General features: G+C 73.0%; 12 protein-coding genes. 10 read left to right on the top strand and 2 right to left on the bottom strand.

What is annotated here, in order from left to right; translation table 11 throughout:
* Positions 1-277: 277 nt before the first annotated feature.
* Entirely contained in the window at positions 278-721 is a 444-nt protein-coding gene (locus WMF26_RS34575; protein ID WP_437996210.1) for a gamma-glutamylcyclotransferase family protein, read from the top strand.
* A 185-nt stretch (positions 722-906) separates the two neighbouring features.
* Positions 907-2,688 carry an ATP-binding protein gene (locus WMF26_RS34570; protein WP_437996209.1) on the top strand — a complete coding sequence of 594 codons (1,782 nt, stop codon included), beginning with the start codon at positions 907-909 and terminating at the stop codon, positions 2,686-2,688.
* A 75-nt stretch (positions 2,689-2,763) separates the two neighbouring features.
* Here the strand turns inward: WMF26_RS34570 and WMF26_RS34565 are convergent, their stop codons facing one another.
* A complete protein-coding gene (locus WMF26_RS34565; RefSeq protein ID WP_061627431.1) occupies positions 2,764-3,795 on the bottom strand; it encodes an isocitrate/isopropylmalate dehydrogenase family protein in 1,032 nt (343 codons plus the stop codon).
* A gap of 318 nt (positions 3,796-4,113) precedes the next feature.
* On the opposite strand from WMF26_RS34565, the gene WMF26_RS34560 reads away from it, so the two are divergent.
* The gene (locus tag WMF26_RS34560) at positions 4,114-5,169 is read left to right on the top strand and encodes a serine/threonine-protein kinase (RefSeq protein ID WP_061627432.1); all 1,056 of its coding nucleotides are present in this window, start codon (positions 4,114-4,116) and stop codon (positions 5,167-5,169) included.
* 182 nt (positions 5,170-5,351) lie between these two features.
* On the opposite strand, the gene WMF26_RS34555 is transcribed toward WMF26_RS34560, so the two are convergent.
* The gene (locus WMF26_RS34555) at positions 5,352-6,218 is read right to left on the bottom strand and encodes an oxygenase MpaB family protein (protein WP_437332550.1); all 867 of its coding nucleotides are present in this window, start codon (positions 6,216-6,218) and stop codon (positions 5,352-5,354) included.
* Positions 6,219-6,555: 337 nt separating this feature from the next.
* Between WMF26_RS34555 and WMF26_RS34550 the strand changes: the two genes are divergently transcribed.
* The 7 genes from WMF26_RS34550 to ptsP all read left to right on the top strand — a co-directional run bounded on the left by WMF26_RS34550 (position 6,556) and on the right by ptsP (position 13,402).
* Positions 6,556-6,900, top strand: coding sequence for a sigma-70 domain-containing protein (locus tag WMF26_RS34550; protein WP_148314129.1), 345 nt, complete (start codon positions 6,556-6,558; stop codon positions 6,898-6,900).
* Between the two features lie 227 nt (positions 6,901-7,127).
* Positions 7,128-7,502 (top strand): ribosome hibernation-promoting factor, HPF/YfiA family, encoded by a 375-nt coding sequence (hpf, locus tag WMF26_RS34545; RefSeq protein ID WP_061627433.1) that lies wholly within the window; start codon positions 7,128-7,130, stop codon positions 7,500-7,502.
* A 663-nt stretch (positions 7,503-8,165) separates the two neighbouring features.
* Positions 8,166-8,645, top strand: coding sequence for a PTS sugar transporter subunit IIA (locus tag WMF26_RS34540; RefSeq protein WP_061627434.1), 480 nt, complete (start codon positions 8,166-8,168; stop codon positions 8,643-8,645).
* A 44-nt stretch (positions 8,646-8,689) separates the two neighbouring features.
* A complete protein-coding gene (hprK, locus tag WMF26_RS34535) occupies positions 8,690-9,934 on the top strand; it encodes an HPr(Ser) kinase/phosphatase (RefSeq protein ID WP_437996208.1) in 1,245 nt (414 codons plus the stop codon).
* Positions 9,931-10,992 (top strand): RNase adapter RapZ, encoded by a 1,062-nt coding sequence (gene rapZ, locus WMF26_RS34530; RefSeq protein ID WP_437996207.1) that lies wholly within the window; start codon positions 9,931-9,933, stop codon positions 10,990-10,992. Before hprK ends, rapZ begins: the two co-directional genes overlap by 4 nt.
* Positions 10,989-11,273 (top strand): HPr family phosphocarrier protein, encoded by a 285-nt coding sequence (locus tag WMF26_RS34525; protein ID WP_061621290.1) that lies wholly within the window; start codon positions 10,989-10,991, stop codon positions 11,271-11,273. The genes rapZ and WMF26_RS34525 overlap by 4 nt, the downstream gene beginning before the upstream one ends.
* The gene (gene ptsP, locus WMF26_RS34520) at positions 11,270-13,402 is read left to right on the top strand and encodes a phosphoenolpyruvate--protein phosphotransferase (RefSeq protein ID WP_437996206.1); all 2,133 of its coding nucleotides are present in this window, start codon (positions 11,270-11,272) and stop codon (positions 13,400-13,402) included. Before WMF26_RS34525 ends, ptsP begins: the two co-directional genes overlap by 4 nt.
* Positions 13,403-13,475 lie beyond the last annotated feature (73 nt).

The following is a 13,475-nucleotide window of genomic DNA, read 5'->3' as shown; positions in this document are numbered from 1 at the left end:
GGTCGTGGCGAAGATCGACGCACGCGAGGCGCGCTTCTGCCCACGCGCAGACGGGACAGCGATAGGGCCGCCGATCCATCTCCCCTCATCGCCGCACCCACCCTGGTCCGAGCGCCACACCCGAGTCGCAGCTCCCCCGGAACACAGGTGCAACGTTCCCATGGCGCTGCAGCTCTCCCGCGCGCCGCCCGCGCCCTCTCGGCCGACCTTGCGCCCGCCCCCTCCCTTTGCGAGGGTCTCTGCCGGGCCGCCGGGCCCTTCCCGAGGACCACGCCCGATGACCACCAGCGAGATCGCGCTCTTCGTCTACGACAACCTCATGAAGGGCGAGGACCAGCACGAGCGGCTCGCGGCAGCCCGCCCGCTCGGGGCGGCGACCACGACCCCCCAGTACGCGCTCGTCGACCTGGGCACGAGCGGCGCCCTCGTCGAGGGCGGGCTCGTCGCCGTGACCGGCGAGCTCTACGCCATCGCGCCCGCCGCGCTCGCCGCGCTCGACGTGCACCGGGGTCACCCGATCCTGCACCGGCGTGCCGCCGTGCGCCTCGCCGACGGCCGGGAAGCCCAGGCCTACCTCCTCTCGATGGAACAGGCCGCAGGGTGCCGCCGCGTCCGCGAGGGCGACTGGCGGAAACGCCGCGGCGCGCCCGGCGCCGCGCGAACCCGGGACAACAGCCCGCTCGTGAGCTGGGCAAAACGCCGCTTCGATCCCTCCCGCTGACCGGCCGCCGGCGGCGCGCGCCGCACACCTCCGCTCGCCCGTCCGCGCAGCTCACCCGCTCAATCTGCCCGCTCGTTCGCTCGCGCCGACCTCAACGCCCGCGCCGCCCCATCGCTTCGACGTGCCATCCGCTCGAGCGGCACCGCCCGCCCTCCACAGGTGCTAGGCAAAAGACGGAGGGACGCATGACGACCATCTCGGCGCATGACCGGGCCCCGGGCATCCACGGAGAGCCTGCTGCGGCCGCCGCCCAGCTCGCGGACGCCATCGTCGCGGCGTCCGCCGCGCTCTCCGGGAAGCGCGATCCGCGGCAGATCCACGACACCATCGTCGAGCAGGCTGCCCGGCTGCTCGGCGCCGACCTCTCGCTCCTCCACGACGCGCGCGCGCCCACAGACGGCGCGCGCGCGATCCGCTTGCTCGCCTCCTCCGGCGTGCCGGACGCGCTCGACGGGGCGCTCGGCGATCTCACGAGCACCCCGTCCCTCGTCCTGCGCGCCGCGGAGAGCCGCCGCATCGAGCACGCGGCGGCGGACGACGCCGCCCTGGAGCGCTTCGCCGACGTGCGCGCGATCGAGACCTGCCTGAAGGTCGGCTGGGTGCTGGCCGCCCCGCTGCTCGCCGCCGAACGGCCGCTCGGCGTCCTCACCTGCGCGTTCGGCGGCCGCAGCGCGCCCGCGGCGGAGCTCCTCCCGCGCGTCCAGGCCCTCGTCGCGCTGTTCGCCCTCGCGCTCGCCTCCGCCGAGCGCGAGGGCGAGCCGCGCGACGAGCGAGAGCCCCGCCGCGCGCTCGTCGCCGCAGCCGCGAGCGCGGAGGAGGCAGAGGCGCAGCCGCGCGCCGAGGCGCTCCTCCGCGACGCCCAGGCCGCGCTCCACGAGGCGAAGGCCCGCCTCGCGGCGGAGCAGCAGTGGCTGCGCAGCATCATCGCGGACTTCCCCGTCGCGATCGCCGTCTTCGACGAGCGTGGCGGCCGCTCGCTCCTCGCGAGCCGCCGCTGCGAGCAGCTCTGCGACGGCCCGCACCCCCTCGCGACGCCCAGGTCCGCCGGGCGCGCGCTCCTCTGCGCGCCCGGCGGTCGGCCCCTCCTGCACCACGAGATGCCCCTCGTCCGCGCCGCGCGCGGCCAGGGAATGACCTGCGAGGAGCTGTGGTTCCGGCGGAGCGACGGGAGCCACATCCCCGTCGTGGTGAGCGCCGGCCCCGTCCGCGACGACCATGGCACCATCCTCGGCGCCATCGCCAGCTACGAGGACGTCACCCACTTCATCGAGCGCGAGCGGCTCCGCGAGGAGTGGCTCTCCATCGTGGCGCACGACCTCAGGCAGCCGCTCACCGCGATCACCGCGTGCGCGGGCATGCTGTCGCGACGATCCGAGGCCGCCGACATCCGGGGCTGGAGCCGGAAGATCCTGGCCAGCGTCCAGCGCATCGAGCGGATGGCCGAGGACCTGCTCGACGCCTCCAAGCTCGAGGCGCGCCGCTTCTCCCTCGACCGGCAGCCGACGGACCTCTGCGCCCAGCTCCGCGCCGCCGTCGATCTCGCCAACATGGAGCGGCCGGAGCGCGCCGTCGTGCTCGCCGCCGACGAGGACGTGCCGCTCGTCCACGCGGACGCGGCCCGCGTCGACCAGGTGGTCGGAAACCTCCTCCTCAACGCCGCCAAGTACGGCGACCCGAGCGCGCCGACCCGGGTGACGCTCTCGCGCCGCGACGCCGAGGTGGAGGTCGCGATCGAGAACCGCGGGCCGGGCATCCACCCGGACGAGCTGCCGAAGCTCTTTCAGCGCTTCCAGCGGCTCACGTCAGGCCCGTCCAGGAGGAACCTGCCCGGCACGGGCCTCGGGCTCTACATCTGCAAGGGCATCATCGAGGCGCACGGCGGCCGCATCTGGGCGCGGAGCGAGCCGGACGAGACCACGTCGTTCCACTTCACGCTCCCGCTCTCCGAGCCGCCCCAGCGCGGCTGATGCCGCGCCCGCGGCGCGCCGGCGGCGACCTCCGCCGCGCCGACGCGCCTGCTCACGCGAGGTCCCGAGCGCCGCTCAGCCGTTCTTGATGCGCGCCACGATGGCGTCGGTGAGCGCCTTCGTGTCCGCCTTGCCGCCGAGATCGCGGGTGCGCACCCCGTCGACGTTCAGCGCGCCGTCGATGCCGGCGCGCAGGCGCTCGGCGAGATCCCGGCGGCCGACGTGGTCGAGCATCATCGCGGCGGCGAGCATGAGCGCGATCGGGTTCGCCACGCCCTTGCCGGCGATGTCCGGCGCCGAGCCGTGCACCGCCTCGAAGATGGCGGCGTTCTGGCCGATGTTGGCCCCGGGCGCCATGCCGAGGCCGCCGACGAGGCCCGCGATCTCGTCCGAGAGGATGTCGCCGAACAGGTTCGTCGTGACGATGACGTCGAACTGCCACGGGTTCAGGACGAGCTGCATCGCGCACGCGTCCACGATGCGCTCGTCGGTCGCCACGCGGCCCTCGTAGGCCTTGCTCACGTCGCGCGACGTCTCGAGGAAGATGCCGGTGAGCGCCTTCATGATGTTGGCCTTGTGGACGATCGTGACCTTCTTGCGGCCGTTCTTCTCGGCGTAGTCGTAGGCGAACTCGGCGATGCGGCGCGAGCCGACCCGGGTGTTCACGCCGGAGCCGATCGCCACCGCGTGCTCGTCGCTGCCGATCGGGATGTAGTGCTCGAAGCCCACGTAGAGGCCCTCGAGGTTCTCCCGCACGAGCACGATGTCGATGTTCTCGTAACGGCCGCCCGGGATCAGCGTGCGCGCGGGCCGCACGTTCGCGAAGAGCTTGAACTCCTGCCGCAGGCGCACGTTCGAGGAGCGGTATCCGCCGCCGATCGGCGTCTCGAGCGGCCCCTTCAGCGCGAGCTGCGTGCGGTGGATGCTGTCGAGCGTGGCCCGGGGCAGGGGATCGCCGGACTCCTTGACGCCGGCCATGCCGGCCACGCACGTCTCCCATTCGAAAGGCGCGCCGAGCGCGTCGAGGGCGCGCAGCGTCGCCTCCACGATCTCGGGGCCGATACCATCGCCGGGGATGAGGGTCGCAGGATGCTTCTGTGAGGTCACGGGCTCTGTCTCTCGGGCTCGGGGTGGGTTCGCGTCGTCCAGGAAAGTTGCACGCATAGTCGAGGTCCGCGCCGCGATCTACCTCCCGGGACGGCAGATCGCGCCCTCGACGGAGCGCGCGTCGCGCGTCGCGTCGTCATCGTCGTCGTCGTCACGCTGCACATGTTTCAATTGTTTCATGCGCTCCGCGCTGGTCCGCGTGGGTCCGTGTCGCTCCGCGTGCGTCCGTTTTGTTTCATGTTGGTTTACGCACGATTGCTCGCCGGGGCGCATGTCCCTTGAGGATCCCCGCCCGCGCCGCCATCATGTCGCGCGCCCATGATCTGCCCGCGCTGCCACCGCGGCTACGCCGACCGTTCGTACGCGTTCTGCCCTGACGACGGCGCCCGCCTGGTCCAGTCCCTGTCGGCCGCGCAGCCCGCGCAGCCGACGCGGCAGTTCGGCGCCGTCCTCGAGGATCGGTACGTGATCCAGGGCTTCATCGGCGCCGGCGGGATGTCGCGCGTGTACCTCGCGGTGGACAGCCACACGAAGGAGCAGGTCGCGGTCAAGATCCTGAACCGCAACTTCGCCGCGGACCGGACCCAGCGCGAGCGGTTCCTCCGCGAGCTCGAGGTGGCGGCCGAGCTCGGGCACCCCAACATCATCCGGGTCCTCGACGCGGGCGAGCGCAAGGACGGGTCTCCGTTCATCGTGCTCGAGCTCCTCACCGGCGAGTCGCTCGGCGCCCTGCTCCGCCGCGAGGTGGCCGTGAGCGAGGCCGTCGCGCTGCCGCTGATACGTCAGGCGGCGTCGGCGCTCGCCGCCGCGCACGCGGCCGGGATCGTCCACCGCGACGTGAAGCCGGACAACATGTTCCTCGTCCGCTCCTCGAGCGGCCCGCGCGTGCTCAAGATGATGGATTTCGGCTTCGCCAAGGTGAGATCGGGCCCGGTGACCGCGGCCGGCCTCGTGCTCGGCACCGTCCCCTACATGGCCCCGGAGCAGGCCCTCGCCGATCCGGTCGACGGCCGCACCGACGTCTACGCGCTCGGGGTCACGATGTTCCGCATGCTCGCCGGCCAGCTGCCCTTCTCCTCGCCGGACGACGTGGTGGTCGTCGCCCAGCACGCCTGCGCCCCGGCGCCCCGGCTGAGCGCGATCCGCCCCGGCATCGATCGGCGCCTCGAGGCGCTGGTCGCCACCGCGCTCCGCAAGCTGCCCGGCAACCGCTTCGACTCGATGCAATCGCTCCTGGAGGACGTCGAGCGCATCCTCGGCGCCCGCCCCGGCGCTCCGATCGGCGCGCCGCTCCGGAAATCCCCCGACGTGTACGAGCCGGTGAACCCGGCGGCGCGCGAGGCGCTCAAGTTCCTGCGGCGCCAGCTGCCCTGAAGGGCACGCGGCGTCCCCGAGGGCGCGCGGCGCGACGGTCGACGCGCGCCGAGGTCAGCGCGCGCCGAGGTCAGCGCGCGCCGAGGTCAGCGCGCGCCGAGGTCAGCGCGCGCCGAGGTCAGCGCGCGCCGAGGTCAGCGCGCGCCGAGGTCAGCGCGCGCCGAGGTCAGCGCGCGCCGAGGTCAGCGCGCGCCGAGGTCCTCGATGCGGTAGCCGTCCGGGTACGTGCGGCTCTTCATCTTGGTGAGCAGGTGCGGCGAGCGCCGGCGCGGCATCGCGCGCAGGAGCGGGCCACGCGCGCGGAGCGCCGCCTCCGCGACGCGGCGCAGCGCCGGCGGCGGCCGCGGCAGCCCGAGCGCGTCGAGCAGGGGGTCGTCGAGGATCGCGTGGATGACCTGCGCCCCGAGCGGCCACAGGGCCTTCGGCAGCATCCAGCCGAGCATGAGGTCGCGCGCCGCGACGGCGAGCCTGCGGTTGTCTTCCGAGAATCGCAGGTGCTCCGCCTCGTACTCGACGTTGAAGCGCTCGTACGCCTCGTAGCTCGGCGGGATGTCGCGGATGTTCATGAGCACCCCGACCTGCTTCCAGTAGTGGTACGCCGCGAGCTTCTCTTTCTCGAGCAGCGGCCGCCAGGCGAAGCGCTCGTTCCAGCGGATGGGCTCGAAGATGAACGTCGACAGCGTGTACACGTACTCGTCGTTCGGGATGGTGTAGCGCCTGTGCTGCTGGTTCATGCGCCGCAGCGCCGCCCGGCCGCGCTCGCTGTCGTACCCGTTCTCCAGCATCTCCGAGAGGATGAGGACCGTGTCGTCGTAGCGCTTCTGGGTCCGCTGAAGGAGCTCCCCTGTCTGCACCAGGAGCGGCGTGCTCTTCGCGATGCCGAAGACGCGGAGCAGCGCGAGCTCGAGGGCGCGGTGCGTGTCCCACGGAAAATCATAGCAGGTCGAGAGAAACGCGATCTCCTGATGATCCTGGACCGGATCGAGGTTCGCCTCGATATGGTCGCGGATCGCATAACGCGATCGCGATTTGGGAGGAGCCCAGCGCATAGAGAGATCTCCTGAGTTGTATCCAGTCGATGACGGCCCGGTATCTATCATACCTCCTCGAATCCTCGCGGAAACGTCGTTGAGCCGGTGCGGACGCCAACACCGATGAGCCGACGCCGACGAGACGAGGTGAGGACGGACGCCGGGCGCGGCGTCCTCGACGGGGGACGAGGCGGCCCGCGCGCCGGCGAGCCGGTGGTTCAGGGCTGCCGCGCGACCAGGCCGCAGCGGCTGCGCGGGGGACGGGCTCGGGACGTCCGGCCGGCCCCGCGCCGAAGGCCATGCGCCGGGGCGGGGCGCGCGTGCGCGGTCTGCGCGAAGGTGGCACCCTAGCTCCGTGCGGCCTGTCATCGACGACATGATCCAGGAGCTCCTTACTCGCCATCGGTCGACCGGCCGGGTGGACCTCAACGACATCGCCGACGTCATCGACCGCCGGCCGGTGTCGTACGAGGAGGTGGAGCACATCATCGACCGGCTCGAGTCCGAGGGGCTCCGGGTGGCCGAGCCGCTCGACGCGGGCGACGTCGAGGTGCTCCGCGCCGTCCTCGCGAGCGCGAGGCGGCTCGCGGCCGAGCTTGGGCGCACACCCACGATCGGCGAGATCGCGCTGGCCTCTGGCCATGCCCCGCACACGGTGCGCCGGGCCCTGGAACAAGCGGGGCGCGCCAAGACTTGTTGAAGAGGACGCACGCAGGCCGCGCCGGACACAGCGCAGCGCGGCAAGACGCGGGAGAGGCGGCAAGACGCGGCACAGAGCCAGACCGAAAGGGAGGCAAACAAAACGAAGGAGCTGCGCCGTTGAGGGCAGACCGGAGCTCTACGTCAGTGTTATTATCGAGATGGAGGGGAGCTCTGTATCCGTAGTCGATTGTTTCCTCTACGCGTCAGGGAAGGAAGGCTGGCCCGATGAACATCACGATCACGTTCCGGCACATGGTGGGTACCGAGGCCGTCAAAAAATACGCTCACGAGAAGGTCGCCAAGCTCCAGAAATTTCTTCGGCAGGCGATGACGGCGCAGGTGACCCTCTCCGTAGAGGGGCTGATGCACGTCGCCGACGTCCGCATCTCCTCCGGCAGCCTGGCGTTCCAGGCGACCGAGCGGGGGGAGGACATGTACGCGTCGATCGACACGGTCCACGACAAGCTGGAACGGCAGATCCGCGATGGAAAGGGGAGCACGATCGCGCGGAAGCGCGGCGGGACGAGCGCCGGCGAGTACGCCGCCGAGGTGGAGCGGGAAGCGGTGGCAGCCGCAGCCGCCGGACGCGGTCGATCCTGAGCCGCCGCGCTCCGCCGCCGGGGCGGCGGAGCGCGCCCGATCCGAGCCGCCGCGCGCGCCCATGTGGCGGCGCGGCGGCGCGGCGGCGCGGCGAAATGAGGCCTGAGCCGCCGCGCTCGCCGTCGCGGCGGCGCGGCGAAATGAGGCCTGAGCCGCCGCGCTCGCCGTCGCGGCGGCGCGGCGAAATGAGGCCTGAGCCGCCGCGCTCGCCGTCGCGGCGGCGGCCTCCCGCGGGGAGGTGGTGGCCCAATTTGCCCCGGAGCGATTCCCATGAAGGCGGGAAGGCGGGAAGATCATTGATCTTTTCTTCCCGCCTTCCCGCCTTCATGTTCAAATCCGGCCACCGCCCGCGGGGAGCTGCGCGCCCGCCGCGGCGGCGGTCGCCTGCCGCGGGTGAGCCTCCACGCTCGTCGTCGTGGCGGCGGCCTCCCGCGGGGAGCTGCGCGCACGCGGGCGACCCGCCCGAGGCGCCTGCTGCCCGCGCCGCGGCGCGAAGATCGCTCCCTCCAGGGCCGCCGGCCGCGATAGCGTCCTTGAGTCGCGTACCCGAGGTCCCCAGGGTACGATGGCACGTCGGTGCGCCTGGCCCTGGCCGAGCGCCGCGCCGCCCGTACCCGTGCGCCACAAAAGAGCCCTCTCACCTCGCCGAGCGCCGAAATCAGCATGCAAGTCTGCGACATCTTGACCGCGCACCAGGTATCCGTCGCCAGCGAGCAGGAGGGGGTCGTCCGCTCCAAGGCGGACGCGCTCCGCCGGCTCGCCGCCCTGCTCGCGACAGGACAGCAGGGGGTCAAGAGCGAGGACATCGAGCGGGTGCTCGCCGAGCGCGAGCGCCTGCAGTCCACCGGCGTCGGCAGCGGCGTGGCCATCCCCCACGGCGCCATGGAGGGCGTCGATCGGCTGATCGGCGCCGTCCTGCTCTGCCCGAAGCCGATCGACTTCGACGCGATCGACGGGGCGCCGGTGTCCATCCTCGTCGCCGTGATCGGGCCGAAGCGGGCCACCGGGGAGCACCTGAAGACGCTCGCGCGCATCTCCCGCCTCCTGCGGGACGAGACGTTCAGAAGGCGGCTGCTCGGCGCCTCGACCGGGCGGGCGGCGTTCGAGCTCATCGCCGCCGAGGAAGGGAGGTCGGTGTCATGAGCAGCTCGCGCGGCAGTACACAGGAAGGCGAAGGGGGCGGCCGGGTGCCCCCCGCGACCGGCGCGGGGCGGCTCGAGCGCCCCGCCCTCACGGTGCGGAGCCTCATGGCCGACGACGGGCTCGGCATCGAGCTCACGCTGATCGCCGGCGCCGCGGGCCTCGACCGGCCCATCATGAACACCCGCATCCAGAAGTCGGGGCTCGCGCTCGTCGGCCACTTCCACGGCATCGTCCCGACGCGGGTGCAGATCCTCGGGCAGACCGAGCTCTCGTTCCTCCACAAGCTCTCCCGCGAGGACCGGCTCCTGTCGCTGCGCGGCTTCTTCGAGCTCGGCCTGTGCTGCGTCATCCTCACGCAGGGCGACCAGCCGTTCGACGTGAACGGCTCCGGCGTCGGCTTCGTCCCCGTGCCGGAGCTCGCGCAGTGCGCCGAGGAGAGCGGGACGCCGCTCCTCGTCTCGGCGGTGCGGTCGAGCGTCACGATCACCGCCCTGCACGCGCTGCTCGACGACCGGCTGGCGCCGCGCATCCGCCTGCACGGCGTGCTCGTCGACGTCTTCGGCGTGGGCCTCTTGCTCATGGGGTCGAGCGCGATCGGCAAGAGCGAGTGCGCCCTCGACCTCGTGATGCGCGGCCACCGGCTCGTGGCCGACGACGCCGTCGAGTGCGACTACCGCCCGCCCGGCATGGTGTTCGGCGCGCCGGCCGAGCTCCTCCGGTACCACCTCGAGGTGCGCGGCCTCGGCATCCTCAACGTGAAGGACCTCTTCGGCGTCACCTCGATCCGCGAGCGCAAGCGGATCGACGTCGTGGTGAAGCTCGTCGAGTGGTCGAAGGACACCGAGTACGACCGGCTCGGGCTCGACGAGCGGTACCACACCATCCTCGGCGTGAAGATCCGGGAGCTCGTCATCCCGGTGCGCCCCGGCCGCGACATGGCGTCGATCCTCGAGGTCGCCGCCCGCAACGAGCTCCTGAAGAACGCCGGGTTCCACGCGGCGCGCGAGTTCTTCGGCAACGTCGAGGGCGAGCTGCTCCGGGAGCGCCCGGCCGAGGAGTCGTCGGTCCCGCCGCCGGTGCGGCTCGCGGAGGAGGGCGCCCCGCGCGGCGCGCCGCCGCACGGCCCGCCCCGCCCGCCGCGGCCCGGCCACGGCGTCGAGGTGCAGAGCCCGCCGAGCAGCGCCTTCCGGCAGCCCGCGGAGCGGGGGAGGCCGCCGGAGCGGCCCGGCACCGGGTTCGTCGCCACGGAGTCGTCCGTGAGCCTGCCGCGGCCGAGGAGGCGAGGGTGAGCGGCGCGCCCGACCCGCTGCCGCCCGTCCAGCCGCCGTCCGACGGCGCGACGGCGCGCGTCGTCGTCGTCACGGGCCTGTCGGGCGCCGGCAAGTCGACGGCGCTCCACGCCCTGGAGGATCTCGGCTTCTTCTGCGTCGACAACCTGCCCACCTCGCTCGTCCGGCCCGCGGTCGAGGCGTGCGAGGCGGGCGGGATCAACCGGATCGGGCTCGGCATCGACGTCCGCGTCGGCTCGTTCCTCGCGGGGGCCACGGCGGCGCTCGACTCGATCCGGGTCGGCCGCGACGTGGTGATCCTCTTCCTCGACGCCTCGGACGAGACGCTGCTCCGGCGCTTCAGCGAGACCCGGCGGCCGCACCCGCTGACGACCGGCGGCAGCGGCGCCATCGCGATGCTCGACGGCGTGCTCCTCGAGCGCGAGCGGCTCGCGTCGCTGCGGGCCAGGGCGACCATCGAGCTCGACACGACGCGGCTGTCGACGCACGACCTGCGCCGCGCCGTCCTCGAGCGGCTGCGCCCGGCCAAGGTCGATCTGCCCCGGATGTCCACCCGGTTCATCTCGTTCGGCTACAAGTACGGCATTCCGCTCGACGCCGATCTGCTCTTCGACGTCCGCTTCCTCGACAACCCGTATTTCGTCCACGGCCTGCGCGAGCTGACGGGCAACGACGAGCCGGTGCGGGAGTACATCCTGAAGAACGCGGACGCCCTCGAGTTCATCAGCAAGACCGAGCAGCTGCTCTCGTTCTGCATGCCGCGCTACGCCGACGAGGGGAAGAGCTACCTCACGATCGGCATCGGGTGCACCGGGGGCCGGCACCGCTCCGTCGTGCTCACCAACGTGCTCAGCGACAGCCTGCGGCGGAAGACGGGCCTCCCGATCACGGTCGTGCACCGGGACGTCGCCCGGGCGAGCAGTAGTATAGTACCCTCCGGGGCGGGTGAGGGCATGGCGGGGACGCCCAGCGTGGATTTCCGGCGGCTGCAGCCGGGGACGGCCGCGGCGGAGTCACGCCCGGGTTCGGACAAGAGCGTGACGGGGGGCGATCGGTGACGACCGAGGGGGTGACGAGGCGGTTCACCATCATCAATGTGCGCGGGCTGCACGCGCGCGCCGCGACGAAGCTGGTGCAGCTCGCGGGCCGCTACGACTGCGACATCTCGCTGACCGGGCCGGACGGGCAGTCGGCCAACGCGAAGAGCGTGATGGGCGTGCTCCTGCTCTGCGGCTCGATGGGCACCCAGATCGAGGTCCACGCGACCGGCGATCAGGCCGGCGAGGCGGTCTCCGCCATCGGCGAGCTGATCGCCTCACGCTTCGGAGAGAACGAGTGACGCCCGGCCGGGGGGCGCTCTCCGCGGAGGCTCCGGGCGATCACGCCGTCCCGGCGGACGCCGCCCGCGGCGACGCGATGGCGCCCGGCGCGCGGGGCGACCCGGCGGCGCCGGGCGCGCGGAGCGACTCGGGGGCGCCCGGCGCCCGCGGCGACTCGGGGGCGCCCGGCGCCCGCGGCGACTCGATGCCGCCAGGCGCCCGCGGCGACTCGATGCCGCCAGGCGCCCGCGGCGACTCGATGCCGCCAGGCGCCCGCGGCGACTCGATGCCGCCAGGCGCCCGGACCGAGACGCTGCGGGGCATCTCCGGATCGCCCGGGGTCGCCATCGGCGCCGCCGTCGTGATCGGCGGGCACAGGACGGATCACCCGCGCCGCCGCGTCAGCTCCAGCGAGATCGGGGCAGAGCTCGAGCGCTTCGAGACCGCGGTCGAGCGCGCGCAGGACGAGCTCCGCGACATGGCGAAGCGCCTCGGCGACCACCGCGCCGAGGCGTCGATCCTCGAAGCGTACCTCCTGATGCTCGGCGACGAGGCGCTCGCCGACGCCGTGAGGCGCCAGGTCACCGAGGAGCGGCGCTGCGCCGAGTGGGCCGTCGCGGCCGCGTGCGAGGCGATCGCCGGCCGCTTCGCCGCCCTCGACGACCCGTACCTGCGCGAGCGCAGCCACGACGTCATGTTCGTCGGCGAGCGCCTGCTGCGCGCCTTCACCCTCCCGCCCCAGGAGCCGCCGTCCTCGCGCGACACCGGGCCGCTCTCCACCCGCAGCCTCATCGAGCTCCAGAACTCGATCGCCATGCCGGCGACGTTCGGCGCGGCGCTGCCGCGCTTCTCCGGGCCGACCATCCTCATCGCGCACGACCTCTCGCCGGCCGACACCGCGGCCATGGTCGACGAGCCGGTCGTCGGCTTCGTCACCGAGGTCGGCACCCGCACGAGCCACACCTCCATCATGGCCCGCGCGCTGGAGATCCCGGCCGTGGTCGGCGTCAGCGACGTGCTCCAGCGCGTGATCACGGGCGACGTCGTCGTGATCGACGGCCTGCGCGGCACGGTCGTCGTCCGGCCCGGGCCCGTCGAGCTCGCGGAGGCGCGCGCCCGCGCCGAGCGCCACGTCGCGCTCGCCAAGGAGCTCTCGGAGTCCAGGCACCGCGCGGCCGAGTCGAAGGACGGGGTGAAGGTGTCGCTCCGGGCCAACGTCGAGCTCCCGGCCGAGGCGATCCTCGCGCGCGACCAGGGCGCCGACGGCATCGGCCTCTACCGGACCGAGTTCCTCTACATCGACCGCACGTCCCCGCCCTCGGAGGACCAGCAGTTCGAGATCTTCCGCGCCGTCGTCGAGGCGCTCCGCCCGAAGCCGGTCACCCTGCGCACCTTCGACATCGGCGGCGACAAGTTCGTCTCCACCTTCCAGGTGCCGCCGGAGATGAACCCGATGCTCGGCCTCCGCGCCGTCCGGCTCGCGCTCTCGCGCCCCGACGTCTTCCTCGAGCACCTCCGCGCCATGGTGCGCGCTTCCGCCTTCGGCGACGTGCGGATCATGATCCCCATGGTCGCCGGCCTCGGCGAGCTCCGGCAGGTGCGCGAGATGCTCCGCCGCGCGCAGGAGCAGGTGCGCGCCCGCGGCCAGCCCTGCGCCGACGAGATCCCGCTCGGCGTGATGATCGAGGTGCCCGCGGCCGCGATCATGGTCGACCATTTCGCGCGCGAGGCCGCGTTCCTCAGCCTGGGGACGAACGACCTCATCCAGTACGCGCTCGCGGTGGACCGGACCAGCCGCTCGCTCGCGTACCTGGCCTCGCCCTTCGACCCGTCGATCCTCCGGCTGATCACCAAGGTGATCCAGGCGGGCCAGGAGTACGGCCGCCCGGTCTCGCTCTGCGGCGCCATGGCGAGCGACCCGCTCGCCGCGCTGCTCCTGCTCGGCCTCGGCCTCCGCGACTTCTCGATGGAGGCGGCGGCGATCCCGGAGATCAAGGAGACGCTCCGGCGCGTGACGGTCGCCGAGGCCGAGGCGGTCGCGGCGGAGGCGCTCGCCTGCGCCACGGCCGAGGAGGTCGAGTGCTGCGTCGCCGCGGCGTTCGCGCCGGGCCTCTACGACCTGCTCACCGGAGAGCGCGAGGCGCGGTGACCGGCCTGCGCTCGGGAGAGCGCGGCGCGCGGTGACCCGCGCCGCAGGTCGACGGCCTCGCCGTCTTCACCTC

The organism is Sorangium sp. So ce185, from assembly GCF_051526825.1.
Lineage (GTDB): Bacteria > Myxococcota_A > Polyangia > Polyangiales > Polyangiaceae > Sorangium > Sorangium cellulosum_D.
Note: the sequence above shows the minus strand (reverse complement) of the source record. Positions and strands in the feature narration are given on the sequence as shown.

Coding starts and splice junctions, on each gene's coding strand:
- WMF26_RS34575 (WP_437996210.1), top strand. CDS start 278: ATGACCACCAGCGAGATCGCGCTCTTCGTCTACGACAACCTCATGAAG.
- WMF26_RS34570 (WP_437996209.1), top strand. CDS start 907: ATGACGACCATCTCGGCGCATGACCGGGCCCCGGGCATCCACGGAGAG.
- WMF26_RS34560 (WP_061627432.1), top strand. CDS start 4,114: ATGATCTGCCCGCGCTGCCACCGCGGCTACGCCGACCGTTCGTACGCG.
- WMF26_RS34555 (WP_437332550.1), bottom strand. CDS start 6,218: ATGCGCTGGGCTCCTCCCAAATCGCGATCGCGTTATGCGATCCGCGAC.
- hpf (WP_061627433.1), top strand. CDS start 7,128: ATGAACATCACGATCACGTTCCGGCACATGGTGGGTACCGAGGCCGTC.
- WMF26_RS34540 (WP_061627434.1), top strand. CDS start 8,166: ATGCAAGTCTGCGACATCTTGACCGCGCACCAGGTATCCGTCGCCAGC.